This window comes from Shinella lacus, from assembly GCF_010994755.1.
In the GTDB taxonomy this organism is placed as follows: Bacteria; Pseudomonadota; Alphaproteobacteria; order Rhizobiales; family Rhizobiaceae; genus Shinella; species Shinella lacus.
On the sequence record NZ_WHSB02000019.1, the window covers coordinates 1 to 25,929 of the forward strand.

Annotated in this window: 21 protein-coding genes, 1 tRNA gene and 1 pseudogene; 12 read left to right on the forward strand and 11 right to left on the reverse strand. The window is 62.6% G+C overall.

Annotated features, from left to right (window positions below; genetic code table 11):
• Nucleotides 1–170: pseudogene (locus tag GB927_RS30090) on the forward strand (galactonate dehydratase); the annotation flags it as partial.
• Between the two features lie 122 nt (nucleotides 171–292).
• On the forward strand, nucleotides 293–427 hold the full coding sequence (locus tag GB927_RS30095) for a hypothetical protein (RefSeq protein WP_256120919.1): 135 nt from the start codon (nucleotides 293–295) through the stop codon (nucleotides 425–427).
• On the opposite strand, the gene GB927_RS30100 is transcribed toward GB927_RS30095, so the two are convergent.
• Together GB927_RS30100 and GB927_RS30105 are read right to left on the reverse strand one after the other, a co-directional pair.
• Nucleotides 424–1,503 carry a sensor histidine kinase gene (locus GB927_RS30100; RefSeq protein ID WP_256120920.1) on the reverse strand — a complete coding sequence of 360 codons (1,080 nt, stop codon included), beginning with the start codon at nucleotides 1,501–1,503 and terminating at the stop codon, nucleotides 424–426. The genes GB927_RS30095 and GB927_RS30100 overlap by 4 nt on opposite strands.
• 138 nt (nucleotides 1,504–1,641) lie before the next feature.
• The gene (locus GB927_RS30105) at nucleotides 1,642–3,126 is read right to left on the reverse strand and encodes a nucleobase:cation symporter-2 family protein (RefSeq protein WP_256120921.1); all 1,485 of its coding nucleotides are present in this window, start codon (nucleotides 3,124–3,126) and stop codon (nucleotides 1,642–1,644) included.
• Between the two features lie 693 nt (nucleotides 3,127–3,819).
• Here GB927_RS30105 and GB927_RS30110 point away from each other — a divergent pair.
• The gene (locus GB927_RS30110; RefSeq protein WP_256120922.1) at nucleotides 3,820–4,722 is read left to right on the forward strand and encodes a M10 family metallopeptidase C-terminal domain-containing protein; all 903 of its coding nucleotides are present in this window, start codon (nucleotides 3,820–3,822) and stop codon (nucleotides 4,720–4,722) included.
• 197 nt (nucleotides 4,723–4,919) lie between these two features.
• Here the strand turns inward: GB927_RS30110 and GB927_RS30115 are convergent, their stop codons facing one another.
• The 3 genes from GB927_RS30115 to cpdR1 form a co-directional block, all read right to left on the reverse strand.
• The gene (locus GB927_RS30115; RefSeq protein ID WP_256120923.1) at nucleotides 4,920–5,534 is read right to left on the reverse strand and encodes a hypothetical protein; all 615 of its coding nucleotides are present in this window, start codon (nucleotides 5,532–5,534) and stop codon (nucleotides 4,920–4,922) included.
• Nucleotides 5,535–5,909: 375 nt separating this feature from the next.
• A tRNA-Val gene (locus GB927_RS30120) sits at nucleotides 5,910–5,984 on the reverse strand.
• 94 nt (nucleotides 5,985–6,078) lie between these two features.
• Complete coding sequence (gene cpdR1, locus GB927_RS30125; RefSeq protein ID WP_069061148.1) at nucleotides 6,079–6,441, reverse strand: response regulator CpdR1; 363 nt, start codon at nucleotides 6,439–6,441, stop codon at nucleotides 6,079–6,081.
• Nucleotides 6,442–6,632: 191 nt separating this feature from the next.
• Between cpdR1 and GB927_RS30130 the strand changes: the two genes are divergently transcribed.
• Nucleotides 6,633–7,517, forward strand: a complete 885-nt coding sequence (locus GB927_RS30130; protein ID WP_256120924.1) for an N-formylglutamate amidohydrolase — start codon at nucleotides 6,633–6,635, stop codon at nucleotides 7,515–7,517.
• A gap of 271 nt (nucleotides 7,518–7,788) precedes the next feature.
• On the forward strand, nucleotides 7,789–8,562 hold the full coding sequence (hisN, locus tag GB927_RS30135) for a histidinol-phosphatase (RefSeq protein ID WP_256120925.1): 774 nt from the start codon (nucleotides 7,789–7,791) through the stop codon (nucleotides 8,560–8,562).
• A 7-nt stretch (nucleotides 8,563–8,569) separates the two neighbouring features.
• On the opposite strand, the gene GB927_RS30140 is transcribed toward hisN, so the two are convergent.
• Entirely contained in the window at nucleotides 8,570–9,532 is a 963-nt protein-coding gene (locus GB927_RS30140; RefSeq protein WP_256120926.1) for an alpha/beta fold hydrolase, read from the reverse strand.
• A gap of 452 nt (nucleotides 9,533–9,984) precedes the next feature.
• Between GB927_RS30140 and GB927_RS30145 the strand changes: the two genes are divergently transcribed.
• The gene (locus GB927_RS30145) at nucleotides 9,985–10,446 is read left to right on the forward strand and encodes an Hsp20 family protein (protein WP_256120927.1); all 462 of its coding nucleotides are present in this window, start codon (nucleotides 9,985–9,987) and stop codon (nucleotides 10,444–10,446) included.
• A gap of 222 nt (nucleotides 10,447–10,668) precedes the next feature.
• Here the strand turns inward: GB927_RS30145 and GB927_RS30150 are convergent, their stop codons facing one another.
• Nucleotides 10,669–11,715: a threonine aldolase family protein gene (locus tag GB927_RS30150; RefSeq protein WP_256120928.1), complete on the reverse strand. Its 1,047-nt coding sequence runs from the start codon at nucleotides 11,713–11,715 to the stop codon at nucleotides 10,669–10,671.
• Between the two features lie 528 nt (nucleotides 11,716–12,243).
• Here GB927_RS30150 and gltB point away from each other — a divergent pair.
• Nucleotides 12,244–16,968, forward strand: a complete 4,725-nt coding sequence (gene gltB, locus GB927_RS30155) for a glutamate synthase large subunit (RefSeq protein ID WP_256120929.1) — start codon at nucleotides 12,244–12,246, stop codon at nucleotides 16,966–16,968.
• Between the two features lie 96 nt (nucleotides 16,969–17,064).
• Entirely contained in the window at nucleotides 17,065–18,522 is a 1,458-nt protein-coding gene (locus GB927_RS30160; protein WP_256120930.1) for a glutamate synthase subunit beta, read from the forward strand.
• A gap of 65 nt (nucleotides 18,523–18,587) precedes the next feature.
• Here the strand turns inward: GB927_RS30160 and GB927_RS30165 are convergent, their stop codons facing one another.
• Nucleotides 18,588–19,553 (reverse strand): calcium-binding protein, encoded by a 966-nt coding sequence (locus GB927_RS30165; protein ID WP_256120931.1) that lies wholly within the window; start codon nucleotides 19,551–19,553, stop codon nucleotides 18,588–18,590.
• Nucleotides 19,554–19,603: 50 nt separating this feature from the next.
• The gene (locus GB927_RS30170; RefSeq protein WP_256120932.1) at nucleotides 19,604–19,867 is read right to left on the reverse strand and encodes a PepSY domain-containing protein; all 264 of its coding nucleotides are present in this window, start codon (nucleotides 19,865–19,867) and stop codon (nucleotides 19,604–19,606) included.
• A gap of 112 nt (nucleotides 19,868–19,979) precedes the next feature.
• Between GB927_RS30170 and GB927_RS30175 the strand changes: the two genes are divergently transcribed.
• From GB927_RS30175 to GB927_RS30185, 3 genes are read left to right on the forward strand one after another with little or no spacing between them, the layout of a single operon-like run.
• Nucleotides 19,980–20,315, forward strand: coding sequence for a PepSY domain-containing protein (locus tag GB927_RS30175; RefSeq protein WP_256120933.1), 336 nt, complete (start codon nucleotides 19,980–19,982; stop codon nucleotides 20,313–20,315).
• Nucleotides 20,315–20,980 carry a response regulator transcription factor gene (locus GB927_RS30180; RefSeq protein ID WP_256120934.1) on the forward strand — a complete coding sequence of 222 codons (666 nt, stop codon included), beginning with the start codon at nucleotides 20,315–20,317 and terminating at the stop codon, nucleotides 20,978–20,980. The genes GB927_RS30175 and GB927_RS30180 overlap by 1 nt, the downstream gene beginning before the upstream one ends.
• Nucleotides 20,977–22,320 carry a sensor histidine kinase gene (locus tag GB927_RS30185; RefSeq protein WP_256120935.1) on the forward strand — a complete coding sequence of 448 codons (1,344 nt, stop codon included), beginning with the start codon at nucleotides 20,977–20,979 and terminating at the stop codon, nucleotides 22,318–22,320. Before GB927_RS30180 ends, GB927_RS30185 begins: the two co-directional genes overlap by 4 nt.
• Here GB927_RS30185 and GB927_RS30190 read toward each other — a convergent pair.
• Complete coding sequence (locus tag GB927_RS30190) at nucleotides 22,317–23,465, reverse strand: SGNH/GDSL hydrolase family protein (protein WP_256120936.1); 1,149 nt, start codon at nucleotides 23,463–23,465, stop codon at nucleotides 22,317–22,319. The genes GB927_RS30185 and GB927_RS30190 overlap by 4 nt on opposite strands.
• A gap of 136 nt (nucleotides 23,466–23,601) precedes the next feature.
• The gene (locus GB927_RS30195; protein WP_256120937.1) at nucleotides 23,602–24,822 is read right to left on the reverse strand and encodes a lytic murein transglycosylase; all 1,221 of its coding nucleotides are present in this window, start codon (nucleotides 24,820–24,822) and stop codon (nucleotides 23,602–23,604) included.
• A gap of 217 nt (nucleotides 24,823–25,039) precedes the next feature.
• On the opposite strand from GB927_RS30195, the gene galU reads away from it, so the two are divergent.
• A complete protein-coding gene (galU, locus tag GB927_RS30200; RefSeq protein ID WP_256120938.1) occupies nucleotides 25,040–25,927 on the forward strand; it encodes a UTP--glucose-1-phosphate uridylyltransferase GalU in 888 nt (295 codons plus the stop codon).
• The last annotated feature ends 2 nt before the right edge of the window (nucleotides 25,928–25,929 follow it).

The following is a 25,929-nucleotide window of genomic DNA, read 5'->3' on the forward strand; positions in this document are numbered from 1 at the left end:
TCTCGAACAAGGAGGTGTTCCACTATGCGGATGGCTTCGTGTCGATCCCGCAGGGACCGGGCCTCGGCATCGAGGTGGACGAGGCCTATGTCATCGAGCGGGCCAAGGAAGGCCATCGCTGGCGCAATCCCGTCTGGCGCCATGAAGATGGTAGCGTGGCCGAGTGGTAAACCCGCGCTCGGAACGAATTGGAGAAGCCCGGCCCCGTGCCGGGCTTTTTCATGTCCGCACCTCGGTAGACGGAAGCGCTTCGCATCCCTATGTCATACGGGCAAACACAAAGGAGAGGCACATGCGCCCCATATCTGGTTTCGTCGTCGCGGCACTCGCGGTTCTGGCGCTCGCAGGCTGCAGCACGACCGCAGCCAACAACACGACCTATGCCCGGCCCGCGGATTCGGGCGGCTTTCAGATCCCGCTGAACTAATAGGTGTCATGCAGTTCCGGCCGGATTTCGCCGTGACTGCACCCTAAGACCATTCGAAGCGGCAGCTCGATTGAGGCGCGGTAAAGCCCGCCCTCCACCGGGCCTGTCGAAAAACGCCACCGGTTTCCGAAACGCGCCTGCAACCGGTCGGCGATGTTCCTGATACCAACCCCCATGCCCGCGGGCTTGCCATAAGCCGAACCGTCCTCCGGCAGCCCGTTTTCCACACTCAGCAAAAGACGATCCGCCTCCCGTCGCGCTTCCAGCACGATTGTCACCGGCGTGCGCGATGCGGCAACGCCGTGTTTCACCGCATTCTCGATCAGCGGCTGGAGAATGAGGCTCGGCACGAGTGCTGTCTCCAGCCCGGCCGGCAGGCGGATGTCGAAGGTCATGCGGTCGGCAAAGCGCTCGCGCTCGATTTCCAGATAGTCGCGCTGGAGCGCGATCTCGTCCACAAGCGGCACGTCATGCAGCGGGTCGAGCGTGAGCGTTGTCTGGAGGAAGCGTGAGAGCGACAGCACCATGCGGTCCGCCCTTCCGCCGGATCCCTCCTCGATCAGGCCGGCAATGGAATTCAGCGTGTTGAAAAGGAAGTGCGGATTGAGCTCGTAGCGCAGCGCCCGCATTTCCGCATCGAGCTTTTGCCGCTGCGCGTTGAGCAGCGAGATTGCGGCGGCATAAAAACCGAAAGCCACGGTGTTCCACATCAGGCTCATGCGGAACTGCAGGATGGCCTTGTCGAAGGTGTCGGCGATCGCAAAGCCGGGCACGCCGGTGCCGCCGGGAAGCACATGCGGGCCGATCGTCATGATGGCGGTGACATCAAAGACGGCCTGGCTTGCCGCCGTTGCCATCACGGCCAGCACGCCGAAGCCGATCGCCTGTTGCCGCGGCAGGTTTTCCAGGCGTTGCAGCACCTGCGCCAACAGGAGGGCCAGCACGATGCTGCTTATCCAGCCAGGGGCGAGGATAAGAAAACCGCCCGGCAGCAGCAGGAAATCGTTGATGGAGAGCGCCGTCCAGAGGGTGACCGCCAGAATGAGCGCCTCGCGCGCCCTCATCATGCCCGCCATGGATGCTCCCGAAGTCGCGGTTTCATTCCCCTGCTATGCCTTGTAAGCCGGCGCAAGAAAATGCCGTGGCTCGCATTGAGCATGAAAAAACCCGGCTCGCTCGCGGCAAGCCGGGTTTTCCTGAAGGGCGTGGCTTGCCTAGTGGCTGTCGGCCAGACGGGCTGCTTCCACGGCGTCGGCCTGCTCGAAGCGGACGCCGTTGAAGAAGGCGTTCAGCAGCACGGCGACGATGGAGGCGAGCACGATGCCCGATTCGATGATCGGGTGGATCGCATGCGGCATCCACATCAGATAGTTCGGCGCAAGCAGCGGGATCAGCCCGAAGCCGACGGAGACCGCGACCACGAAGAGGTTGTTGCGCGAGGTCTTGAAGTCGACATTCGAGAGGATGCGCACGCCCGTCGCCGCCACCATGCCGAACATCACGAGGCCGGCGCCGCCGAGAACGAAGGTCGGCACGGCTTCCACCAGTGCGCCCATCTTCGGAATGACGCCGAGAATGATCATGATGATGCCGGCGGCGACGCAGACGTAGCGGCTCTTCACGCCGGTGACGCCGACGAGGCCGACATTCTGCGAGAAGCTCGTATAGGGGAAGGTGTTGAACAGGCCGCCGATCATCGTGCCGATGCCGTCGACGCGCAGGCCGGCGGTCAGCTGCTGCTGCGACACCGGCCTGTCGGTGATTTCACCGAGCGCTAGGAACATGCCGGTCGATTCGATCATGACGACGATCATCACGAGCGTCATGGTGGCGATCAGCACCGGATCGAAGATCGGCATGCCGAAGCGCAGCGGCGTGACCACGGCGAACCAGCCGGCATCGGCGACGCGGTCGAAATGCATCATGCCGAGGATCGACGCGGCGATGCAGCCGATGACGACGCCGGCCAGCACCGCGATATTGCTGATCAGGCCGCGGCCGTAGCGGGCGATGACCAGGATGGAGATCAGCACCAGCGCCGAAAGCGCGATATGGCTCGGCTCGGCATAGACCGGATTGGAAACGGTCGGCGCGATGGCGAAACCGTCGGGAACCACCGGGCCACCGGTCTCCGCAAGCGTCTTCATCTGGGCGAGCCACTCGGTATGTGTGGGGTCGATCAGCTTGGGCGCGGTCGGGCCGAAGGGGTTGCCGAAGGTCCAGTTGATGCCCACGCGCATCAGCGACACGCCGATGACGAGGATGATGGTGCCGGTCACCACGGGCGGGAAGAAACGCAGCAGCCGCCCCATGATCGGCGCGATCAGGAGGGCGACGAAACCGGCCCCGATGATGGCGCCGAAGATCATGCGCGCGCCTTCCGCTCCGGGTGCCATCGTCGCCATGGAGACCATCGGGCCGACGGAAGCGAAGGTGACGCCCATCATGACGGGCAGGCGGATGCCGACATGGCGGCTGATGCCGAGCGACTGGATGATGGTGACCAGGCCGCAGACGAAGAGATCGGCGGAAATCAGGAAGGCCACGTCCTGCGGGCTCAGCTGCAAGGCCCGCCCGACGATCAACGGCACCGCGACGGCGCCGCCATACATGACGAGCACATGCTGGATGCCCAGCGTCGCGAGCCTGCTCGCAGGCAGCTTCTCGTCCACCGGGTGTATGCTGGATATGTCGCTCATGGATACTCCTCCGATCACGTCGACCAACCACAGCCCGTCCTCCAACGGGGTGCGCTATCTTTCGCGTCGGGCTTCAAGCCGCAAGTATAGCCAGGCAATAAACACTTTACGCATTCATGGGGAAATCGTTAGTCGCGTATTTCGGTCCTGTGCTGCCCGTATATCGGCAAAGCGGCTGAATTCCCGCCCGTTCGGCGCCGTTTTTGTGGCGAAATGCACCAGATGAACGACCATTATCTGACAGCAAAACAGCCCCCGCCGTCAACTCTTTCCTCTATGGCATATGTGTATTGCCACGCAGCCGATCTGAAGGTCATGCGAGAGATGTTGCTGTGCCTGGAGGCTGGGCAAAGCGAAGCCGTGATGATCTCGTCGCCTTCGGCTTTCCCGAGGACGAACGTATCGACGCCAAAACCGCCGGAAAGCTTGTGGTGTGTGATCTGCCCCTCAAGCTGCCAATTCGATAACCGTGAGGTGATCGCGTTTCGAACGGCTCAGGTATCCTTGTCGAGACCGCCAGCATACGATCCGACCAGGCCAGGCTCCTTCCGCCTCGAGGACCATCTGTCGCACGAGCGAAGGCACGTTCTCACGATCGTCTCGAAGACCGCATTTGGCTTCCTATCTCGCCCTCCATATACGTGATATCGCTCGGGCAATGACACGTCAGCTTGCGGTAAAGGAGCTGTTTTGATGGCAAACGTTCTTTGGACCAGCATGCTGTATGGCCGGATGTTTCCCTATCCCTATTTGGGTGGCCTGACCAAGCAGGTGAAGCAGGCATCCTCGACCGAACTCGTCATCGATTTCTATAGCGAGTCCGATCTCGAAAACCCTGAAGCGACTATCGTCATTACGGGAAAGGGTCTTTCGAGGAATCTGAACTCTGGAACGGTCGATTCGTTGACCGTCTTCGGGGCAGAGCGACAGCTCTATGGTTTGTTTGACGAGTTGAATGTTGCTTTTAACCCTCTCTGGGAGGCCGTGAACTGGGAAGATAACGACAATCCATTCAGCGATATAGTTCTAGGCGGAAATGACGTCATCACCGGAACGTGGAGAGACGACACCATCAATGGCAATGCGGGACATGATCGAATCCTGGGCGGCTCCGGCGACGACTTTCTGATTGGTTATACCGGGAGGGATACTCTCGAAGGCGGCTCCGGCGCCGATTACCTCATCGGCGGAAGCGACGATGACGTGCTGAAAGGCAGTGCCGGAAATGACAGGCTTGAAGGAGGAAGCGGTGCCGACAAACTCTACGGAGGAAGCGGCGCGGACTCGTTTGTGTTCGAGAGCACGAAGGATTCGACGACCAGCGCGACAGGGCGAGATACGATTTTCGATTTCAAGCAGACGCAAAAGGACAAAATCGATCTAACGAAAATCGACGCGAATACCAAGTCGGGCGGCGATCAGGCTTTCAAATTTATCGGGACCGACGGTTTCCATAAGAAGGCCGGCGAATTGCGCTACGAAAAGAAGGCGGGTGACACGTTCGTATTCGCTGACGTCAATGGCGACGGGAAAGCCGATTTTTCGATTGTGTTGGATTCTAGCGTAAACCTGAAAGCCAGCGACTTCATCCTTTAGGGCAACAGCGTCGCCGCGTGCGTATGCCAGCGCTCGACGAGCACGTCTTCTCCGAAAGTTGCGGCTTTCTTTGGCCCAGCACCAAAGCTTTGATCAATCGCCGGTGGCTTCAATTTTTGCCAGCGGTGTCGCAAGGCGGATGTCGTCGATGGCGTGCGGCAATCTCGATTGGTCGGTCGGTCTTGCTGCAAACATTCTTATTTGATGAACCCTAACGCGATCCCGATTGCCGCTGTCTCATGGCTAGGAATTTCGGGCAGAACTTCGAAGTGCTCTGGCTTCATGTTTGCGATGTGGAGCTGCCACGATTTCGCGCCTTTGACTTCGGACTTGTTTCTGAGCCCATCCTTCTTCTCGATTTCGTTCATCTTCTTGACCTTTTTCAACGTCTCGGTGGAATCCGGATTATCATTTCCGACAAGCCAAGGAGCGTTGGAGAACTTCGGCATGGGATTAAACGTGCCCCAGAATGCTTTCGCGTCGACGCGAAGTTTGATCTGCTGAAATTTCGTGAGTTCGTTCCAATCAATACACACGGACGAAAGATGTCGGATGACTTGTGCCAACGTTTGGCCATCAGACATGGCTTTTTGGAAGGTCCCGCGTACCCCCGACTTATCGTCTAGGAATGGATCGACGGGGCTCCACCACGGTGTCGTTCCCCATTTGCTTGTAATATCGAATTGGCTGAGCTTAAAAAGCTTCGTACCGGCAGGGACCGTGACCACGCGCCAAGATCCGGGAGCGAAACCTGCCTGATGGCTCTTCGGCAGGCTGTAGAAACTAGCATTTGTATATTCCGCGTTCAGCATGCCGCACCCTTTTCGACAACCATTGACAGCCTCGGTGGACGCCGTTCTCCAGAACAGCTGCGCCGTTACGAATTACCGTAACAGTTTCATCAGTCTGTGCTGTGAAAAAAACACTGCCCAACTCTAAAGACCCAATCTTGTGCTGGGCGCAGCGCATCGAGGCAGACCTTAACGGCAATTTCGGCACGAGAGCGCCGTTTCACCGCAAACGAGAGATTTTGGAGAAGCGTTGAGGGTCGGCCTGAAACTGACATTTCCCGCCTTGCTTTCGAACAGCGGCCATTTCTTCGTCCGCTTGGGACGGCAGAGAACTCGGCCAATTATCTCGAAAGAAAGTCCCCGGCGAAAACGCAAATGTTTCCGAAGGGGATCGAATGGTGGGCGTGACAGGGATTGAACCTGTGACCCCTACGATGTCAACGTAGTGCTCTCCCGCTGAGCTACACGCCCATCCGATGCGGCGGATAGACCACAAAACCTTGGGCGCCGTCAATAGCTTTTTGAAGCTTTTTTTACGGCCCGATTTTGTGGTGTTTTCCGGGTCTTAGGCGGCCAGCATCTTGTTGACCTCGTCGACGAGATCGCGCAAATGGAAAGGTTTCGAGAGGACTTTGGCGTCCTTCGGGGCCTTGGAATCCGGGTTCAGCGCCACGGCGGCAAAGCCGGTGATGAACATCACTTTCAGGTCCGGATCGAGTTCGGTCGCGCGGCGCGCCAGCTCGATGCCGTCCATTTCCGGCATCACGATATCGGTGAGGAGCAGCGAGAAGGGTTCTTCGCGAAGCCGGTCATAGGCGCTGGCGCCGTTGTCGTAGGACAGCACCTGGTAGCCCGCCTTTTCGAGCGCCTTCACGAGGAACCGGCGCATATCGTTGTCGTCTTCTGCGAGGAGAATCTTGGGTGTCATGGAATTCGGGAACCGTTGCTAAGGTTGTCGGCCCGCGGACGGGCGGTTCTGTTACAAGAGCGTATTCCGGTAAATATCCGGTGAATGGGGCAGGGCAAGCCCCTAATCCCTCGTTTCTCAGTATGGACACGGGCGGAGGCCGCTGGCAACATGGGCGACGGTATGACTTTCAGGCATGGTAAAGGACGGCAATGGCGGAGGCTCTGAGCGAAAACAGCCACTTCGAAGTGCTGGAGCCGGTTTCGCAGAGCGTGCCCCTCGTCTTCAATTCCCCCCATAGCGGCCGGCGTTATCCACAGAGCTTCCTCGCGCAGTCGCGCCTCGACGCGCTCGGCATCCGTCGTTCGGAAGACCATTATGTCGACGAGCTCTTCTCGGTTGCCCCGGCCCTTGGCGCGCCGATGTTGGTGGCGCACTTCCCGCGCGCCTGGCTCGACGTCAACCGCGAGCCCTACGAGCTCGACCCGCGCATGTTCGAGGGCTCGCTGCCGTCCTATGCCAATATCAGCTCCATTCGCGTCGCCGGCGGGCTCGGCACCGTGCCGCGCGTCGTGGCGGAGAACATGGAGATCTATCGCAACCGCTTTCCGGTGGCAGATGCCTTGGAACGGGTGGAGACGGTCTACAAGCCCTATCATGCGTGCCTGCGCCGCCTCGTCGTGCGCACCCATGTGACCTTCGGCTTTTCGGTGCTCATCGATTGCCATTCGATGCCGGGCAATATCCGGGTTTCGGGCACCAGCGTGCGGCCGGATTTCATCATCGGCGACCGCTACGGCACCAGCGCTTCCGGGGAGCTTTCGCGCACCGCCATGCGGCTGCTCGAGGACATGGGCTTTTCCGTCGTGCGCAACAAGCCCTATGCGGGCGGCTTCATCACGGAGCATTACGGCCGGCCCGCCAAGGGGCTGCATGCGTTGCAGATCGAGGTAAACCGCGGTCTTTACGTCGATGAGACGACGCTCGCCAAGAAGCCGGATTTCGCGCTGTTGCAGACGGCGATTTCCGCCTTCCTCCAGGATTTTTCCGACCATGTCGAGGAATATGCCGCGGACCGGGCGCTGGCGGCCGAATAGGCCACATTCCTCTCAAAAAAAACCGCGCTTTGGGCGCGGTTAAGTCTAGGGAGGAAACACCCAAGGAGGGTATTTACAGTCACGAATGACTGTAAGGAAACAATAATGTTGCGCTGCACAAATGTCAAGCGCAACTGCGGGACAAATTTGAGATCCGTTAAGCAATTTTCCTGCGCGGGGCTTCGGACATGTTCTGCGTCAATCCGGTTCCGTTTTGCCGCGCGATAGCGTAAGGGAAGGGCAGTCCGCAGTCCCCTCCGAGAGATCCCCCATGTTGCCTGATCGCGCCTTTTTCGACCGCCTTGCCGATGCTGCGGCCAAGGAGACCCTGCCGCGCTTTCGCGTCGGCGCCGATGTCGTCAACAAGGAGGCCGCCGGCTTCGATCCGGTGACGGAAGGCGACCGCGCCGCCGAGACGGCGATCCGCGCGCTGATCGAGGCGCATTTTCCCGAGCATGGCATCCTGGGCGAGGAGCATGGCTCGGTCGGGCTCGACCGGGAATATGTCTGGGTCATCGACCCGATCGACGGCACGCGCGCCTTCATTTCCGGCGTGCCCGTCTGGGGCACGCTGATCGGCCTTTATCGCAACGGCGAGGCGGTGATGGGCCTCATCGACCAGCCCTTCACCGGCGAGCGCTATTTCGCGGATGGCAAGATCTCGCACTATGCAGGCCCGGACGGCAGCAAGGTGCTTTCGACGCGTCCGTGCGAAAAGCTGTCGGATGCGATCCTGTTCACCACCTCGCCGCATCTCTTCACGGACACCCGCAAGACGCGGTTCGAGGCGGTGCAGGACAAGGTGCGGCTGTTTCGTTATGGCGTCGATTGTTACGCCTATGCGCTGCTCGCGGCCGGTCATGTCGACCTCGTCGTCGAATGCGGGCTGAAGCCCTATGACGTCGGCGGGTTGATCTCGGTCATCGAGCAGGCGGGCGGTATCATCACGGCGTGGGATGGCGGTCCGGCGGAAATGGGCGGCGAGATCATCGCGGCCGGCAGTCGCAAGGTCTATGATGAGGCGATGGCGCTTCTGAAGGCCTGATCGAGCTTCAGGCGCCGAGGCTGGTGTCTTCGGCGTCGCTGCCCGGAATGAAGGCCTCGATCGCGGCGAGCGCTTGGGCGCGAAAACGGTCGGCCTCCTGGAACAGTTCGTGTTTGGCGCCGTCGATCTCGATGAGCCGGGCGGCACGGAAGATGCGCGCGAGATCGCCGATCGCCCGGCGCGGCACCAGCGCATCGGCCGTCGGGCAGAGCAGCAGGGTTGGGATGCGGATGCGCGTCAGGTGATCCTGGTGCGTCACACGCGCCATGGTGCGCAGCGTCTCGTTCAGCCAGCGCGCGCTTGGCCAACTGATGGAAAGCTCCGGATGTTCGGTGAAGATGGCGGCGTTGCGGATGAAGCGACGCTCGTCCGAGGTCACGACATTGCGCGGGAAATCGTGTCCGGGATCGCCCTTGCGGAAAGTATGCTTGCCAAGCCCGAAAAGCGAGGCGAGCCGGGCGATGACGGTGATCTTGCTCTGGCTCATCGACTGGCCGGCAAGCGCGATGAAGGGGGCGGCGAGCACCATGCGCTCGATGCGGTTCTCCAGATAGGGCGCCTGCGAAAGCGCGACCAGCGCTCCGGTCGAATGCGCCACGATGAAGAAGGGCAGGCGGGCGTCCGGCAGCACGATCTTTTCGAGGAAGAGCGAGAGGTCGGCCTCGTAATCGGCGAAGCGGCCGATATGGCCGGCGCGGTTGCCCTTGATCAGCCGGTCGGAACCCGCCTGGCCGCGCCAGTCGAAGGTGGCGACCCAGAGGCCGCGGGCGTTGAGGTCGTTGATCGTCTCGAAATATTTCTCGATGCACTCGCTGCGGCCCTGCAGCAGCACGACCGTGCCCTTGGCCTCGCGCTCCTTCGAGCGGAACACGGCATAGCGGATCTTCACGCCGCCGCGGCCTTCCAGGAAACCCGCAAAATGGTTCTCCGGAACGGGATTGTCGGCGGTGGCGTGCAGGATGGAATCCATGGCGCGGGGCGGGTCTCGGCGGGAATTGCTCCCTGGATGGATAGGCGCTGGGTTTCGTGCCGTCAAAGAAAAAAGCCGGATGCATGGGGCAACGGGGGTAGCCCTCATGCAGTCCGGCGCAATTTGACCAGGGAGGAAGGGACGTTGCACCCCGGTCTCAGAAGTTTTCGCTTCCGATGCTGCCGTTCTAGCAAGGTGAAGCTGAATGGTTTCCGAAGCGGGCGTTCATCCGCCGTTCATCTCGAAAATTTCTTCGGCGGGTAATTTTCGGCCGTGCGGCACCCCTTGAACCGTCGGAAATGCGTTCCCATCTCATCGTCACGGGCGCCGAAAGGGTCCGTCGAGGCTTCCGTCGCCAAAGAGGGTCGGACGCCGGATGAACCGGGCTGCACCTTCCAGAAATCGGGTGCCGCCTTTTATCGATCGCAACCGTTGCTCTGAAGGAGGACACCATGCGTCACGTCGATTTCTCCCCCCTCTATCGTTCCACCGTCGGCTTCGACCGTCTCTTCACCATGCTCGATAGCCTCGGCCAGCCCGAGCAGGCCCAGACCTATCCGCCCTACAACATCGAACGCACCGGCGAAAACACCTACCGCATCACCATGGCGGTTGCCGGTTTCGACGAAAGCGAACTGTCGATCGAGGCGCGCGAACATGCGCTGACGGTCAAGGGCGAGAAGAAGGACGAAACGGCTGAGGAAAGCCAGTATCTCTACCGCGGCATTGCCAAGCGCGCCTTCGAGCGCCGCTTCCAGCTCGCCGATCATGTGGAAGTGCGCGCCGCTTCGCTGAAGAACGGCCTTCTCCACATCGATCTCCTGCGCGACATTCCGGAAGCCGCCAAGCCGCGCCGTATCGAGATTTCGGCCGTCAACCGCGAAGCCAAGCAGATCGAAGCGCAGACCAACTGATCTTTCGCTTCGTTCGGGAATGAAGAAGGGCGGTGCCGCAAGGCACCGCCTTTTTTGTTGTCTGTTTTCTTGGTGTGCAAGGCGATCCCCCACCCACCACGTCATCCTCGGGGTCGACCCGAGGATCCACCGGCGTGTTCGGAGGGTGGATGGTCGGGTCAAGCCCGACCATGACGGAGGAGAGGGCGCGGACTTTTTGTGTCCCAGGGGCTGCCGGGAGTCTCAGAGTGCCGAGAGAAAAGTGTCGATGTCCGATTCGGTCGTGGCGAAGCTGGTGACGAGGCGGATCAGGGTTTCGTCTTCGTGCATGCTCGCCTTCAGCTCCGGGCCGGCCGGCCAGTCGTAGAAGACGGCGCCCTTGTCCTTCAGGGCTTTCATCGCATCGTTGCGGATGATGGCGAAGAGTTCGTTCGAGCCCGTCGGCCAGGCGAGGCGGGCCTTTTCGGACGTGCTGAAACCAGCCGCGAGGCGGGCGGCCATGGCGTTGGAATGGCGGGCGAGCTCCAGCCACAGGCCATCGCGGAAATAGGCGTCGAACTGCGCGGCGATGAAGCGGGATTTCGAAAAGAGCTGGGCGGAGCGCTTGCGCAGGAAATGCATCTGCTGCGCCTTGGCCGGATCGAAGAGCACCAGCGCCTCGGCGCACCAGCAGCCGTTCTTCGTGCCGCCGAAGGAGAGCAGGTCAACGCCACGCTTCCAGGTCATTTCCGCCGGCGTCGTGCCGAGATGGGCGAGCGCATTGGCAAAACGGGCGCCATCCATGTGCAGCGGCAGGCCGGCGTTCTTCGTGACTTCCGAAAGGGCGGCGATCTCGTACAGCGTATAGGCGGTGCCGGCTTCGGTCGCCTGGGTGATGGTGACGGCCATCGGCTGGCCGCCATGCACGAAATCGGGTGGGAAACGCGAGATCGCCGCGGCAAGCGAATCGGCCTGCAACTTGCCGGCGGGGCCGTCGATCGGCACGAGCTTGGCGCCGGTCGCAAAGAATTCCGGGGCGTTGCATTCGTCGACGTTCACATGGGCTTCGCGGTGGCAGAAGACCTGGCCGCCCGGGCGGTTGAAGCTTGCGAGCGCCAGCGAATTCGCCGCCGTGCCGGTGCCGACGAAGAAGACGGCGACGTCGCGCTCGAAGATTTCGGAAAAGGTCTTTTCCACACGCTTGTCGAGATCGCTGGTGCCATAGGCGGAAGCAAAGCCGCCGGCGGCGTCGACGAGGCTTTTTGCGATGTCGGGATGGGCGCCCGCCCAGTTGTCGGATGCAAAGAACATGCGGTTTCCAATGCGATTGAGGGCTTCGGGGGGACCATAATGGAGAAATGATGGCGATCAATCGCCGCCGCGCCGCACGAGAGCCGTTCCTGTGTAAAATGAAAGGAACGGAAACAATGTGCTACGATGTCGTAATTTAATTTCAAGCCCGCGACCGCGCAGGCAATTTTTCTTCATGAGGTGGTGATTATTTGGCATGATGGCCTTGCAGCGAAGGGTCGTTTCTGGCATAGAGCTTATGAAATAGGACAGTGTTGCTGTCCTATTTCGGTCAAGAGACCGATGAAGCGTCCCCCGCGACCGCGACGGGACGCCGAAGATGGCGCCGGGCATTGGAGACCCTCTCCGGATGCTGCCCGGCCGTCCGACGGTCCTGGATGATCATGCCTGGTCGGCCGTCGTCTTTTTACGGTCGGGTCAGGGTTATATAACAGACGCTCGCGTGGCCGGATTGCTGAAAGGCAAACGGTCGCTACGCGGGCGGAAACGAATGCCCGCACGGTGCCGGGCGCCACAGGAGGAAAGACGATGACGGACATGACGCCATCAAACGGGTTTCGGCAGAGCCACGCGCAGATCACTGCGACGGACGCCAAAACGCGTACCTCCAATACCGGCATGCCAAAACGACAGGGCCTCTACGATCCGCGCAACGAACACGATGCCTGCGGCGTCGGCTTTGTCGCGCACCTGAAGGGCCAGAAGTCGCACCAGATCGTGCAGGACGGGCTGTTCATGCTCGAAAACCTGACGCATCGTGGTGCCGTCGGCGCCGACCCGCTGATGGGCGACGGCGCGGGCATCCTCGTGCAGATTCCGGATCGCTTCTTCCGCGAGGAGATGGCCAAGCAGGGCATCACCCTGCCGAAGGCCGGCGAATACGCCGCCGGCCATATCTTCATGCCGCAGGACGAGACGCTCGTCGAGCATTTCAAGAAGGTCATCGCCGACGTCGTCGCCGAGGAGGGGCAGATCCTGATCGGCTTCCGCGACGTGCCGGTCGACAATTCTTCGCTGTCCAAGGCGCCGGAAATCGCCGCCACCGAGCCGCGCCATGTGCAGGTGTTTATCGGCGCCGGCCGCGATGCCGCGACGAACGGCGAGTTCGAGCGCCGCCTGTTCACCCTGCGCAAGGTGATCTCCAACCGCATCTACGACGAATATGAAGGCGAAGAGAGCAACTTCTACCCCGTCTCGCTCTCCTCGACGACGATCGTCTACAAGGGCATGTTCCTCGCCTATCAGGTGGGTGCCTATTATAAGGACCTGGCAGACCCGCGCTTCGAATCGGCCGTCGCCCTCGTGCACCAGCGCTTTTCCACCAACACCTTCCCGTCGTGGAAGCTCGCGCACCCCTACCGCATGGTCGCCCATAATGGCGAGATCAACACGCTGCGCGGCAACGTCAACTGGATGGCCGCCCGTCAGGCCTCCGTCTCCTCGCCGCTCTTCGGCGACGACATCACCAAGCTCTGGCCGATCTCGTACGAGGGCCAGTCGGATACGGCCTGTTTTGACAACGCGCTCGAATTCCTGCTTCGCGGCGGCTACTCGCTCTCCCATGCCGTGATGATGCTGATCCCGGAAGCCTGGGCCGGTAACCAGCTGATGGGTGCCGAGCGCAAGGCGTTCTACGAGTATCACGCCGCCCTGATGGAGCCGTGGGACGGCCCGGCCGCCGTTGCCTTCACCGATGGCCGCCAGATTGGTGCGACGCTCGACCGCAACGGCCTGCGTCCGGCCCGCTACCTCGTGACGGATGACGACCGCGTTATCCTCGCCTCCGAAGCCGGCACGCTGCCGGTCAAGGAAGAGAGCATCGTCAAGAAGTGGCGTCTCCAGCCGGGCAAGATGCTGCTTATCGACATGGAAGAGGGCCGCATCATCTCCGACGAGGAGGTGAAGTCCGCGCTCGCCGCCAAGCATCCCTACCGCGAATGGCTGGACAACACCCAGATCATCCTGGAAGACCTCGGTCCGGTCGAGCCGCGGGCGCTGCGCCGCGACGTGTCGCTGCGTGATCGCCAGCAGGCCTTTGGCTACACCCAGGAGGACACCCGCCTGCTGATGTCGCCGATGGCGACGACGGGGCAGGAGGCGATCGGTTCCATGGGCACCGACACGCCGATCTCGGCCATGTCCAGCAAGCGCAAGCTGCTCTACACCTATTTCAAGCAGAATTTTGCGCAGGTGACGAACCCGCCCATCGACCCGATCCGCGAGGAACTGGTCATGAGCCTCGTCTCCTTCATCGGCCCACGTCCGAACATCCTCGACCATGGCGGTGCGGCGAAGGCCAAGCGCATGGAAGTACGCCAGCCGATCCTCACCAATGGCGATCTCGAAAAGATCCGCTCGATCGGCCATGTCGAGGACCGTTTCGACACCAAGACGCTGGACTTCACCTATGACGTCTCGCGTGGCGCCGAGGGCCTGCCGGAAATTCTCGACCGGCTCTGTGAGCGCGCCGAAAAGGCCGTCAGCAGCGGCTACAACATCATCGTGCTGTCCGACCGCCAGATCGGCCCGGACCGCGTGGCGATCCCGGCGTTGCTGGCTACCGCCGCCGTGCACCACCACCTGATCCGCAAGGGGCTGCGCACCTCGGTCGGCCTCGTCGTCGAATCCGGTGAGCCGCGCGAAGTGCACCACTTCTGTCTTCTCGCCGGTTACGGCGCGGAAGCGATCAACCCGTACCTGGCCTTCGACACGCTCACCGACATGCACAAGCGCGGCGAGTTCCCGAAGGAAGTGGACGCCGAGGAAGTCGTCTACCGCTACATCAAGGCGATCGGGAAGGGCATCCTGAAGGTCATGTCCAAGATGGGCATCTCGACCTACCAGTCCTATTGCGGCGCGCAGATCTTCGACGCGATCGGCCTGTCGTCCGAGCTGGTCGACCAGTATTTCTTCGGCACGGCAACGACGATCGAGGGTATCGGCCTCGACCAGATCGCCGAGGAAACCTTCGCACGCCACAAGTCGGCCTTCGGCCGTGATCCGCTGCTGGCCAACACGCTCGATATTGGCGGCGAATATGCCTACCGCATGCGCGGCGAGGAACACGCCTGGACGCCGGACGTCATCGCCTCGCTGCAACATGCGGTGCGCGGCAATGCGGCCGATCGCTACAAGGAATTCGCCGAGCTGGTGAACGCCTCGTCGCTGCGCATGAACACGATCCGCGGCCTCTTCGCCATCAAGGGCGCGGAAGACGCCGGTCGCACGCCGATCTCCATCGACGAGGTCGAGCCGGCGGTCGATATCGTCAAGCGCTTCTCCACCGGTGCCATGTCCTTCGGCTCGATTTCCCGCGAGGCACACACCACGCTCGCCGTCGCCATGAACCGGATCGGCGGCAAGTCGAACACCGGCGAGGGCGGCGAGGAGGCAGACCGCTATTTGCCGCTGCCGGATGGCTCGTCCAACCCCGAGCGTTCGGCGATCAAGCAGATTGCGTCCGGCCGCTTCGGTGTGACCACCGAATATCTGGTCAACGCGGATATGCTGCAGATCAAGGTCGCGCAGGGCGCCAAGCCCGGCGAAGGCGGCCAGCTGCCCGGCCACAAGGTGGATGCGACGGTCGCGAAAACCCGTCACTCCACCCCGGGCGTCGGCCTCATCTCGCCGCCGCCGCACCACGATATCTACTCGATCGAGGACCTGGCGCAGCTCATCTACGACCTGAAGAACGTCAACCCGGAAGCCGATATCTCGGTCAAGCTCGTCTCGGAAGTCGGCGTCGGCACGGTTGCCGCCGGTGTCGCCAAGGCGCGCGCGGACCATATCACCATCGCCGGCTTCGACGGTGGCACGGGCGCTTCGCCGCTCACCTCGCTGAAGCATGCGGGCTCGCCCTGGGAAATCGGCCTTGCCGAGACGCACCAGACGCTCGTGCTCAACAAGCTGCGCTCGCGCATCGCGCTCCAGGTCGATGGCGGCCTGAAGACCGGTCGCGACGTCGTCATTGGCGCGCTTCTGGGCGCCGACGAGTTCGGCTTTGCCACCGCGCCGCTGATTGCGGCGGGCTGCATCATGATGCGCAAGTGTCATCTCAACACCTGTCCCGTGGGTGTCGCGACGCAGGATCCGGTTCTTCGCAAGCGCTTCAAGGGTACGCCGGAGCACGTCATCAACTACTTCTTCTTCGTTGCCGAAGAGGTGCGCGAAATCCTGGCCTCGCTCGGCGTTCGCTCGCTGAACGAGATCATCGGCGCCTCGGAACTGCTCGAGAAGGAGAAGATGATCTCGCACTGGAAGGCCAACGGTCTCGACTTCTCCCGCATCTTCCACAAGGTCGATGCGCCGAAGGAAGCGACCTACTGGACCGAGCGGCAGGATCACCCGATCCACGACATCCTCGACCGCAAGCTGATCGAGCAGGCAAAACCCGCGCTCGAATCGAAGACGCCGGTCGCATTCGAGGTCGATATCAAGAACGTCGACCGTTCGGCGGGCGCGATGCTGTCCGGCGCGGTCGCCAAGCGCTACGGCTTCAAGGGCCTGAAGGACGACACGATCTCCGTGACGCTCAAGGGCACGGCCGGCCAGTCCTTCGCGGCGTTCCTGGCGCGCGGCGTCACCTTCGATCTCGTCGGTGCCGGCAATGACTATGTCGGCAAGGGCCTGTCGGGCGGCCGCATCATCGTGCGCCCGCCGACCGGCAGCAAGGCGATCCCGCACGAGTCGATCATCGTCGGCAACACGGTTCTCTACGGCGCGATTGCCGGCGAGTGCTACTTCAACGGGGTGGCCGGCGAGCGTTTCGCCGTGCGCAACTCCGGTGCGATTGCCGTCGTCGAGGGCGTGGGCGACCACGGCTGCGAATATATGACGGGCGGCGTGGTCGTCGTCATCGGCCAGACGGGGCGCAACTTCGCGGCCGGCATGTCGGGCGGCGTCGCCTATGTGCTGGACGAGGAGGGCGATTTCGCCCGCCGCTGCAACATGGCGATGGTGGAGCTCCAGCCGGTGCCGGAAGAGGACGACATGCTGGAGAAGCTGCACCATCACGGCGGCGACCTCATGCACAAGGGCATGGTGGACGTTTCGGGCGACATGACGCGCCACGACGAGGAGCGGCTCTACCAGCTCATCTCCAACCACCTGCATTATACCGGCTCGCCGCGGGCCAAGGAGATCCTCGACCAGTGGGCCGAGTTCCGTCCGAAGTTCCGCAAGGTCATGCCGGTCGAGTATCGCCGTGCGCTGGAAGACATGGAACGCATGAAAATGGCGGAGGCGGCCGAGTAACCCGGCCGCTGAGACTGCGACCTTCCGGCGTTGCCGGAGGGTTTTTCACGCGCCCGGAAGGCGCTCGTTGAACACGCTTGAGATCAGGATAATACGATGGGCAAGGTTACAGGTTTCATGGAGATCGACCGGCAGGTTGCAAAGTACCAGCCGGCCTCCGACCGCATCCGCCATTTTCGCGAATTCACCATTCCCATGTCGGACCCCGAGGTCCAGAAGCAGGCCGCGCGCTGCATGGACTGCGGCATCCCCTATTGCCACGGCCCGACCGGCTGTCCGGTGCACAACCAGATTCCGGACTGGAACGACCTCGTCTATAACGGCAACTGGGAAGAGGCGATCCGCAACCTGCATTCGACCAACAACTTCCCGGAATTCACCGGCCGTGTCTGCCCCGCGCCCTGCGAGGAGGCCTGCACGCTGAACCTGGAAGACGCGCCGGTCTCCATCAAGACCGTCGAGCAGGCGATTGCCGACAAGGCCTATGAGATGGGCTATATCGTGCCGCAGCCGGCAACGGTGAAGACCGGCAAGAAGGTCGCCGTCATCGGTTCCGGCCCCTCCGGCATGGCGGCTGCCCAGCAGCTCGCCCGCGCCGGCCATGAAGTCCACCTCTACGAGCGCGAATCCAAGGCCGGCGGCCTGCTGCGCTACGGCATTCCGGACTTCAAGATGGAGAAGAACTTCATCGACCGCCGCGTCGACCAAATGCGCGGCGAGGGTGTGACCTTCCATTACGGCGTCAATGTCGGCGTCGACAAGCCGATGGAAGAGATGCTCGCCGAGCATGATGCCGTGCTCTATTGCGGCGGCTCCGAAACGCCGCGCGATGCCGGCATTCCGGGCGTCGAGTTCACCGGCGTGCACGATGCCATGCCCTATCTCGTGCAGCAGAACCGCCGCGTCGGGCGCGAGAACATCGACAGCGTCGGCTGGCCGTCGGAGCCGATCCTTGCCGGTGGCAAGCATATCGTCGTCGTCGGCGGTGGCGATACGGCGTCCGACTGCGTCGGCACGGCCTTCCGCCAGGGCGCCGTCAAGGTCACGCAGCTCGACATCCGCCCGCAGCCACCGGAAAAGGAAGACAAGCTCGCCGTCTGGCCCTTCTGGGCGACGAAGATGCGCACATCCTCCTCACAGGCCGAAGGTGCCGTGCGCGAGTTCCAGGTCGGCACGCTCGAATTCGTCGGCGACGAGGATGGTGTCCTGACCGGCGTAAAGTGCTGCCAGGTGGACGATCGCCGCAAGCCGATCGCCGGCACGGAGTTCATCATCAAGGCCGACCTTGCCTTCATCGCCATCGGCTTCCGCGGTCCCTTCACGGACAGCGTCCTGAAGGATCTCGGCGACAAGCTCGCGATCAACACCGACAAGCGCGGTTCGTCCAACGTGATTGCCAACGAGCGCGACTACAAGACCTCGGTCGACAAGCTCTGGACCGCCGGCGACGTGCGCCGCGGCCAGTCGCTGGTCGTCTGGGCCATCCGCGAAGGCCGCCAGGCAGCGCGTGCGATCGACGAATCGCTGATGGGCTCGACCACGCTGCCCCGCTGAGGTTTTTGGAACGATGAAAGGGCGCGCCGGGAAACCGGCGCGCCCTTTTGCTGACTGTTGGGTTCTCAGACGAAGAGGAAGTCCGACGCCGAGAGGTCTGCAAGCTTGGTGTCTTCGAGGCGCAGTTCGCTCTGGCCGAAATCGAACACCACGTCCTTGCCGCCGTCGGCGGTGCGGGCGATGTCGGTGAGGTCGGCGAAGCTCGATACGCCAAGGCTCTTGGCGATTTCGATCGTGTCGAAATTGGCCTTGAAGTCTTCGATCTCCGTCTTGCCGGTCGTGAAGACGAAGGTGTCGCGGCCGGCGCCGCCTTCCAGCTCGTTATTGCCGGAGCCGCCGTTCAGGCGATCGTTGCCGGAACCGCCTTCGAGGTCATCATTGCCCGCACCACCAGAGAGGATGTCGTTGCCTGCGCCGCCCTCCAGGTCGTCATGGCCGTTGCCGCCATAGAGCCTGTCGTTGCCGGCATCGCCCGAAAGCTTGTCGTTGCCGCTGAAGCCGGAAATCTTGTCATTGCCGGCGCCGCCGGAGAGCTTGTCGGCCTTGCTGGTGCCGTTCAGCACGTCATCGCCCGACAGCGGGTCCCTCGGCTCGTCGGTGTTTACGGACTTGAAGGAGAAGTCACTGGCCTTGAGGCTCGAAAGCTTGGTGTCGTCCAGCGTTAGCGTGTTGCCGTTGCCGAAATCGAAGCGCACATCCTCGCCACCGTCGACGGACTTGGCGAGCGCCTTCAGCTCGTTGAAGTTCTTTACGCCGAGCGCGCTGTCGATGACGATCGTGTCGTCACGGCTCGAAAAATCGTCGATCTCGTCGCGGCCGCGGGAAAAGACGAAGGTGTCGCGGCCGGCGCCGCCGGTCAGCTCGTCATTGCCGGTGCCGCCCTGCAGCCAGTCGTTGCCCGCGCCGCCTTCGAGGTCGTCGTTGCCGCCGTAGCCGAACAGCTTGTCGTTGCCGGCATAGCCGTAGATGTCGTCAGCCGTCGACTGGCCCTTGAGCGTGTTGGCCTTGGAAGTGCCGGTGATCTTAACCATGGGAAATGTCCTTTTTTGATTGGGTCTTCAGGGGAGAGGGTGGGGGAGGATCAATCCTCGCGTTCCAGGCGCAGGATCTCGCCGGTGTAGCTGTCGATCTTGGCTTCGCTGACGACGTTCTTGGCATCGACGATCTTTGCCTCGAAGTGGCCGTCGTCCATCTCGATCTCGCGGATCGTGTAGCCCTTGGCGGAAAGCTCGTTGGCCACCTGCTCCAGGGTCTTGCGGGGCGAAACCTTGGTGGTTTCCGCCTGTGCGGGCAGGGCGAGGGCGAGGAGGCCTGCGGCGAGAAGGCCGGTCGTCATGGTGCGCATTGCGAAGTCCTTTCCTGTCGTTGTTGAGGAGAGGATTCGCACAGGCCGCCTGTTGCTTGCCTGACAGGCGCTGTCAGCGATTTGTCAGCTTGGCTCGCGTATAGGTAGGTGCATGATCAAGAAACTCCTGACCCCTTTTCCGCTGGCGATCGCTTTGTTCGTCGCCCTCTCCATCGCGCCGCCTATGGGCGCGCAGGCGGATGACGACGACGATGCGGTGGAGCACGAGGAAGCCCGCCGAGCGCTCGAACAGGGCCTCGTGCGCCCGCTCGAACAGATCATCGTGGAGGCGCGCAAGCACGTTCAGGGCGACCTCATCGAAGTCGAGCTTGAGCGCGAGGACGGGCGCTATATATATGAGCTGGAATTCATCCAGCCGTCCGGCCAGATCGTCGAGCTTCAGCTCGATGCCAAGACGATGGCGATCGTAGAGGACGATGCCGACTGATGCGCCTGCTTCTCGTCGAGGACGATGCCCGCATTGCGGCCGATGTCTCCACCGTCCTGAGCGGTGCCGGCTATTCCGTCGAGACGGCGTCCGACGGCAAGGACGCCTGGTTCCTCGGCGATACCGAGGATTATGACCTCATCATCCTCGATCTCGGCCTGCCGAGCATGGACGGCATGTCGCTGCTGAAGCGCTGGCGTGCGAACGGCCGGCACATGCCGGTTCTGGTGCTGACGGCACGCGGAAGCTGGGCCGAGCGTGTCGAGGGCATCGATGCCGGCGCCGACGACTACCTGCCGAAACCCTTTCAGTTCGAGGAACTGCTGGCCCGCGCCCGCGCCCTCATCCGCCGCTCCGTCGGCCATGGCGCGGCGACCATCGCGATCGGCGCGGTCACCATCGACACGCGGGCGATGCGGGTCAGTGTCAATGGCGTGCCGCAATCGCTGACGCCGCTGGAATACCGCCTCGTCAGCTATCTCGGCCACCACCGCGACCGCATCGTGCCGCCGACGGAATTGCAGGAGCACCTCTACGGCGACGATTATTCGCGCGATGCCAATGCGCTGGAGGCGCTCGTCGCACGGCTGCGCAAGAAGCTCGGTGCCGTCGCCATCGGCACGCGGCGCGGCTTCGGCTATTATATGGGCGAGAGCGCGCCGTGACGCGCCGGTCGCTGCGCCTTCGCCTTGCGCTTGCGGGCGCTGCCTCCATCATCGCCGCCCTCGTGGCGGCGTTCTTCGTTCTTTCCACCCTGTTCGAGCGGCATGTGGAGCGGCGCATCGCCGCCGAGCTGGCGCTGCATCTCAACCAGATCATCGCCGGGCTCGCCGAACAGCCGGGTACGGCGCTTGACCTTGTCAAGCCGCCGGTCGATCCCCGCTTCGAACGCCCGCTTTCCGGCCTCTACTGGCAGATCGAAGGCGAGGGTAAGCGCCTGCGTTCCCGCTCGCTCTGGGACGATATTCTCACCCTGCCGGATATCCCGGCCGGCGGCGTGCATACGGCGACCATTTCGGGGCCGGGCGCGGTGCCGCTGCTTCTCGTGGAGCGCGAGGTGGTGACGCCCGAGCGCGCCGGTGCACGGCCGTTGCGGGTGGCGGTGGCGATCGACCGGACCGATATTTCCCGCGCGACGGACGAGTTCGAGGGCGATCTCCTGCCCTATCTGCAGGCCCTTGCCGCCCTTCTGCTGGCGGCGAGCTTCGTGCAGATCTTCGTAGGTCTCAGGCCGCTTGCAACGCTCACCGAACGCCTTTCCGCCATCCGGGCCGGCAAGGCCGAACGGCTCGGCACCGATTTTCCGGACGAGGTCCTGCCCTTGACCGGCGAGGTGGATGCCTTGCTGCAATCACGCGAAAACCAGCTGCGCAAGGCGCGCGAGCGGGCGGCGGATCTTGCGCATGGCTTCAAGACACCGCTGCAAATCCTCTCTGGCGATGTGCTGCGCCTGCGCGAGCGCGGCGAGGAGAGCGTCGCCAAGGATATCGAGGCGATCATCCTGCGCATGCGCCGCCATGTCGACCATGAAATGGCCCGCGCGCGCCAGGCGGAGCGCGGGCATGCCGGCCGCAGCGATCTTGGCCGGGTGGCCTCGCAGGTGGTCAGCGTCGTCTCACGCACGCCGGCCGGTCGCGATCTCGACTGGCAGCAGGAGATCGAGCCGGGGCTGATCCTGCGCATAGATCCGGAGGATCTCGCGGAAATCCTCGGCAGCCTTGCGGAAAATGCCGCGCGTTATGCCAGGACCACCGTCGGCATCTGTGCCCGCGCGGACGATCACAACGCGGTCATAGAGGTCACCGACGACGGGCCGGGCATTCCGGAGGGTGAGATCGATTTCGTGCTGAAGCGCGGCAGCCGGCTCGACACGACGAGCGAAGGCGCGGGTCTCGGCCTTGCCATTGTCGAAAGTTTCGTCGAGGAGGCGAACGGCAGCTTCGCGCTCGAAAACCGCCAGCCGGGACTTTGCGCCCGCATCACCTTGCCGCGCATTGTCGCTTAGGGCGTCGCGACCTTGTTCACGCGAAAATCATCGACGCGGCCGAGCGGTGCATCGGCGATCTCGCCCTTTTCGACCAGCTTTTCACGCAGGCTCTTGCCGTTGCCCTTGATAACCGCGCCGCCGAGCAGCGCCGTGCCGCCGTCGAGCGCCGGGTCGGCGAGGCTGATCGGCTGCGTCTTGGTGATTTCGGTGTCCTCGGCCGGTGCCGTCACCACGAGGTCCTTGAGGTCGCCTTGCAGGCCGGGGCCATCGGCAGCGGCATCACCCAGCACGCGGCGGATTTCCTTCTCCACGTAGAAGGCGAGCTTGCGCTTGCCGGCCTTGGTGAAATTGATGCCATCGGAACCGCGCAGGCGCACCTGTTGGCCGTTGATGTCGGAACCGGAGATCACGAACTTGCCGTTCTCATCGACGAAACCATCCCAGATATCGACGAATTCGCCGCCCGCCTTCTCGACGCCGGCGCGGTAGATATTGTTGAGCGTCGTCATGTCGGCGGTCATGGCGGAGGACTGGAAGGCTGGCATGCCGATCCACATCATCGGCTTGCCGCCATTGCGGGCAAGCGTCGCGAGGCGTCCGACGCGCGCTTCATATTCCTTCGTCCAGGCCTCGGAGCGGAACTTTTCCTTTTCCCCTCCGACCGTCATCTGCTGGCGGTCGTTGGCGCCCATGCTGACGACGATCAAGGCAGGCTTGGTTTCCGTGATCAATGTGGGCAGCGAGGTCGGCCAGTTGTAATAATCCTCGCGCACGATGCCGGACGAGCCGTTCGTGCGGCGCTCCACCACGATGCCGGGCGTCGCCTCGAAGGCGGCGATCAGCCCTTCGCCCAGGCTGCCGGCGATGAAGTCGCCGACGACGAGCACCACCTTGGCGTCCGGCAGCTTTTCGATCGCGGCCGGTTCCGGCTTGGTGGCGACGGTGGTCGTCTGCTTCTTCTTGCGGTTGGCGGTGCGCGGTTTCCTGACCTGCGGCTCGCGCACGACTTCCTTGCGCTTGGGCGTGCCGAACAGCAATTCCAGGATCGTCTTGCGCTCGCGACGCTCCTGCGCGCCGGCGGGGATGGCGGTCACGACGACGCTGGCTGCCACGGCAAAGGCGAGGCTGAGCCGCACAATCCGGAACGTCGTGGTCATGCTCATCGCGATGGGCTCTCCGTCTTGACCGCGATCCTGCGGGATATCGGTGGCGGCATGATGGCAAATGAAGTGCGCAAGCGGAAGCGCTGCGCAACAAAAAGGGGCGCCGAAGCGCCCCTCAATTCGGCTTGGCTGATTGTCAGCGGCGCAGCGCCTTCAGCACTTGCAGGCTCGGCTCGCCATCGGCGGAGAGGCCCATGCGGTTCTGGAAGGCCTGGATTGCGGCCTTGGAGCCGGAACCGAAATTGCCATCGACCTCGCCCTCGTAGTAGCCGAGCTCCTTCAGGCGCGTCTGCAACTCGAATTTCTCCGTGATGTCGAGCGTGCCCTCCGGGCGCGGCCAGCGCTGCTTGACGCCGCTATAGCCGGCGAGCTGGTCGGCCAGCATGCCGACGCCCATCGCGTAGGAGTCCGATGCGTTGTAGCGCTTGATGACGAAGAAGTTCTTGGTCATCAGGAAGCCCGGCCCGCCGTTTGCCGGCAGCTTCAACTCGGCGCGGTCCGCGCCGTTCTTGAAGCCGGAGCCGTTCGGGCGCGTGAAGCCGAGCTTCGCCCATTGGGCGAGCGTCTTCGTCTGGCCGGAATATTTGCTGCCGCCGGTCGGCACGACGATCTCGTAACCCCAGGTCTTGCCGGCCTGCCAGCCGTTCTTGGCAAGCAGGTTCGCGGCGGTCGCCAGCGCGTCCGGCACCGAATTCCAGATGTCGCGGTGGCCGTTGCCATCGGCATCGACGGCATAGATCAGGTAGCTCGTCGGGATGAACTGGGTGTGGCCCATGGCGCCGGCCCAGGAGCCGGTCATGTCGGCGGCGGCGATGTCGCCGCGCTGGATGATCTTTAGCGCCGCGATCAGCTGCGTGCGGGCAAATTTCGCACGCTTCTTGTCGGCATAGGCGAGCGTCGCCAGCGCGCGCGGCACGTAATGCAGCCGGTCATCCTTTTCGAGCACCGCGCCGTAGTTCGATTCCATCGACCAGATGGCGAGCAGGATGTTGCGGTCGACGCCGAAATGGCGTTCGAGGGCGGCCAGCGTGCGGCCATGTTTCGCCGCCATCTCCTGGCCGACGCGCACTGTGTAGGGATTGACGCGCGAATCGAGATAGTCCCAGATCTTGTGTTTGAATTCCGGCTGGTAGGCGGCCTTTTCGAGGACGGCCGGGTCGGGTGTCTTGACGCCGGAAAACGCCTTCTGGTAGGTCGATTTGCTGATGCCGGCTTCGGATGCCGTCGCGTAGAAGTCGGCGATCCACTTCTGGAAGCGGGCATCCGCGTGGGCAGCGGTGGCCTGGGCGAAAAGCCCGGCCGTGAGCAGGAAGGTGAGCGCGGATCGGCGCAGAACGGTCTTCAGATTCTGTGTCATCGGCTATCATGTCCGTTTTCAAATTTCGGTTCGACGGCAGGGAACCATCGGCTGTTCGCAAAACTTATAAAAACGAAGTCAACAAATTCTTTACCATCAAATTTTTCCCCCGTCTTCTTTCCTAAAAAAGTCGTGCTTTGCAAAAAAATAGCAATTTGACTCTATTTCGGCACAGATATGTCCTGGCCATGAGGGCAGGGGCTCAACGAGGTGATTAATGTCTCAGACACGTAAGGTTCGCAAAGCAGTGTTTCCAGTGGCGGGCCTCGGCACCCGCTTCCTTCCGGCAACGAAAGCCGTGCCGAAGGAGATGCTGACCGTCGTTGACAAGCCGGTGATCCAATACGTGGTCGACGAGGCGCTGGATGCCGGCATCGAGCACCTGATCTTCGTGACCGGCCGCTCCAAGGCCGTTATCGAGGACTATTTCGACATCCAGGTCGAGCTGGAGCAGACGCTGCGCCAGCGCAACAAGACGGCCGAGCTGACGCTGCTCGAAAGCATCCTGCCGGTCGCGGGCTCCACGAGCTTTACCCGCCAGCAGGAGCCGCTCGGCCTCGGCCATGCCGTCTGGTGCGCCCGCGAGCTCGTCGGTAACGAGCCTTTCGCGCTGCTCTTGCCCGACATGATCATGAAGGGCGAGAAGGGCTGCCTGAAGGGTATGGTCGAGCTCTTCGAACATAGCGGCGCCAACATCATCGCCGTCGAGGAATGCGCGCCGGACCAGGCCCATAAATACGGCATCGTCGGCGTCGGCGAGACGATCGGCGACGGTTTCGCCATCACCAAGATGGTCGAGAAGCCGCCGCAGGGCACGGCACCCTCCAACTTCTTCATCAACGGCCGCTACATCCTCCAGCCGGAAATTTTCCCGATCCTCTCCACGCAGGAGCGCGGCGCGGGCAACGAGATCCAGCTCACTGACGCCATGGTGAAGCTTGCCGGCAACCAGAAGTTTGCTGCCTATCACTTCCGCGGGGAAACCTACGACTGCGGCGCGAAGGACGGCTTCATCCTGGCGAACATCGCTTTCGCACTCGCGCGTGCGGACATTCGTCCCTCCGTCGAGGGGCCGCTGCGGGAACTCGTCGCCAAGCTGAAATAAGG

Coding starts and splice junctions, on each gene's coding strand:
- GB927_RS30145 (WP_256120927.1), top strand. CDS start 9,985: ATGCGTCACGTCGATTTCTCCCCCCTCTATCGTTCCACCGTCGGCTTC.
- cpdR1 (WP_069061148.1), bottom strand. CDS start 6,441: ATGACACCCAAGATTCTCCTCGCAGAAGACGACAACGATATGCGCCGG.
- GB927_RS30175 (WP_256120933.1), top strand. CDS start 19,980: ATGATCAAGAAACTCCTGACCCCTTTTCCGCTGGCGATCGCTTTGTTC.
- GB927_RS30110 (WP_256120922.1), top strand. CDS start 3,820: ATGGCAAACGTTCTTTGGACCAGCATGCTGTATGGCCGGATGTTTCCC.
- GB927_RS30195 (WP_256120937.1), bottom strand. CDS start 24,822: ATGACACAGAATCTGAAGACCGTTCTGCGCCGATCCGCGCTCACCTTC.
- GB927_RS30165 (WP_256120931.1), bottom strand. CDS start 19,553: ATGGTTAAGATCACCGGCACTTCCAAGGCCAACACGCTCAAGGGCCAG.
- GB927_RS30190 (WP_256120936.1), bottom strand. CDS start 23,465: ATGAGCATGACCACGACGTTCCGGATTGTGCGGCTCAGCCTCGCCTTT.
- GB927_RS30100 (WP_256120920.1), bottom strand. CDS start 1,503: ATGGCGGGCATGATGAGGGCGCGCGAGGCGCTCATTCTGGCGGTCACC.
- GB927_RS30160 (WP_256120930.1), top strand. CDS start 17,065: ATGGGCAAGGTTACAGGTTTCATGGAGATCGACCGGCAGGTTGCAAAG.
- hisN (WP_256120925.1), top strand. CDS start 7,789: ATGTTGCCTGATCGCGCCTTTTTCGACCGCCTTGCCGATGCTGCGGCC.
- GB927_RS30095 (WP_256120919.1), top strand. CDS start 293: ATGCGCCCCATATCTGGTTTCGTCGTCGCGGCACTCGCGGTTCTGGCG.
- gltB (WP_256120929.1), top strand. CDS start 12,244: ATGACGGACATGACGCCATCAAACGGGTTTCGGCAGAGCCACGCGCAG.
- GB927_RS30180 (WP_256120934.1), top strand. CDS start 20,315: ATGCGCCTGCTTCTCGTCGAGGACGATGCCCGCATTGCGGCCGATGTC.
- GB927_RS30105 (WP_256120921.1), bottom strand. CDS start 3,126: ATGAGCGACATATCCAGCATACACCCGGTGGACGAGAAGCTGCCTGCG.
- GB927_RS30115 (WP_256120923.1), bottom strand. CDS start 5,534: ATGCTGAACGCGGAATATACAAATGCTAGTTTCTACAGCCTGCCGAAG.
- GB927_RS30140 (WP_256120926.1), bottom strand. CDS start 9,532: ATGGATTCCATCCTGCACGCCACCGCCGACAATCCCGTTCCGGAGAAC.
- GB927_RS30150 (WP_256120928.1), bottom strand. CDS start 11,715: ATGTTCTTTGCATCCGACAACTGGGCGGGCGCCCATCCCGACATCGCA.
- galU (WP_256120938.1), top strand. CDS start 25,040: ATGTCTCAGACACGTAAGGTTCGCAAAGCAGTGTTTCCAGTGGCGGGC.
- GB927_RS30170 (WP_256120932.1), bottom strand. CDS start 19,867: ATGCGCACCATGACGACCGGCCTTCTCGCCGCAGGCCTCCTCGCCCTC.
- GB927_RS30130 (WP_256120924.1), top strand. CDS start 6,633: ATGGCGGAGGCTCTGAGCGAAAACAGCCACTTCGAAGTGCTGGAGCCG.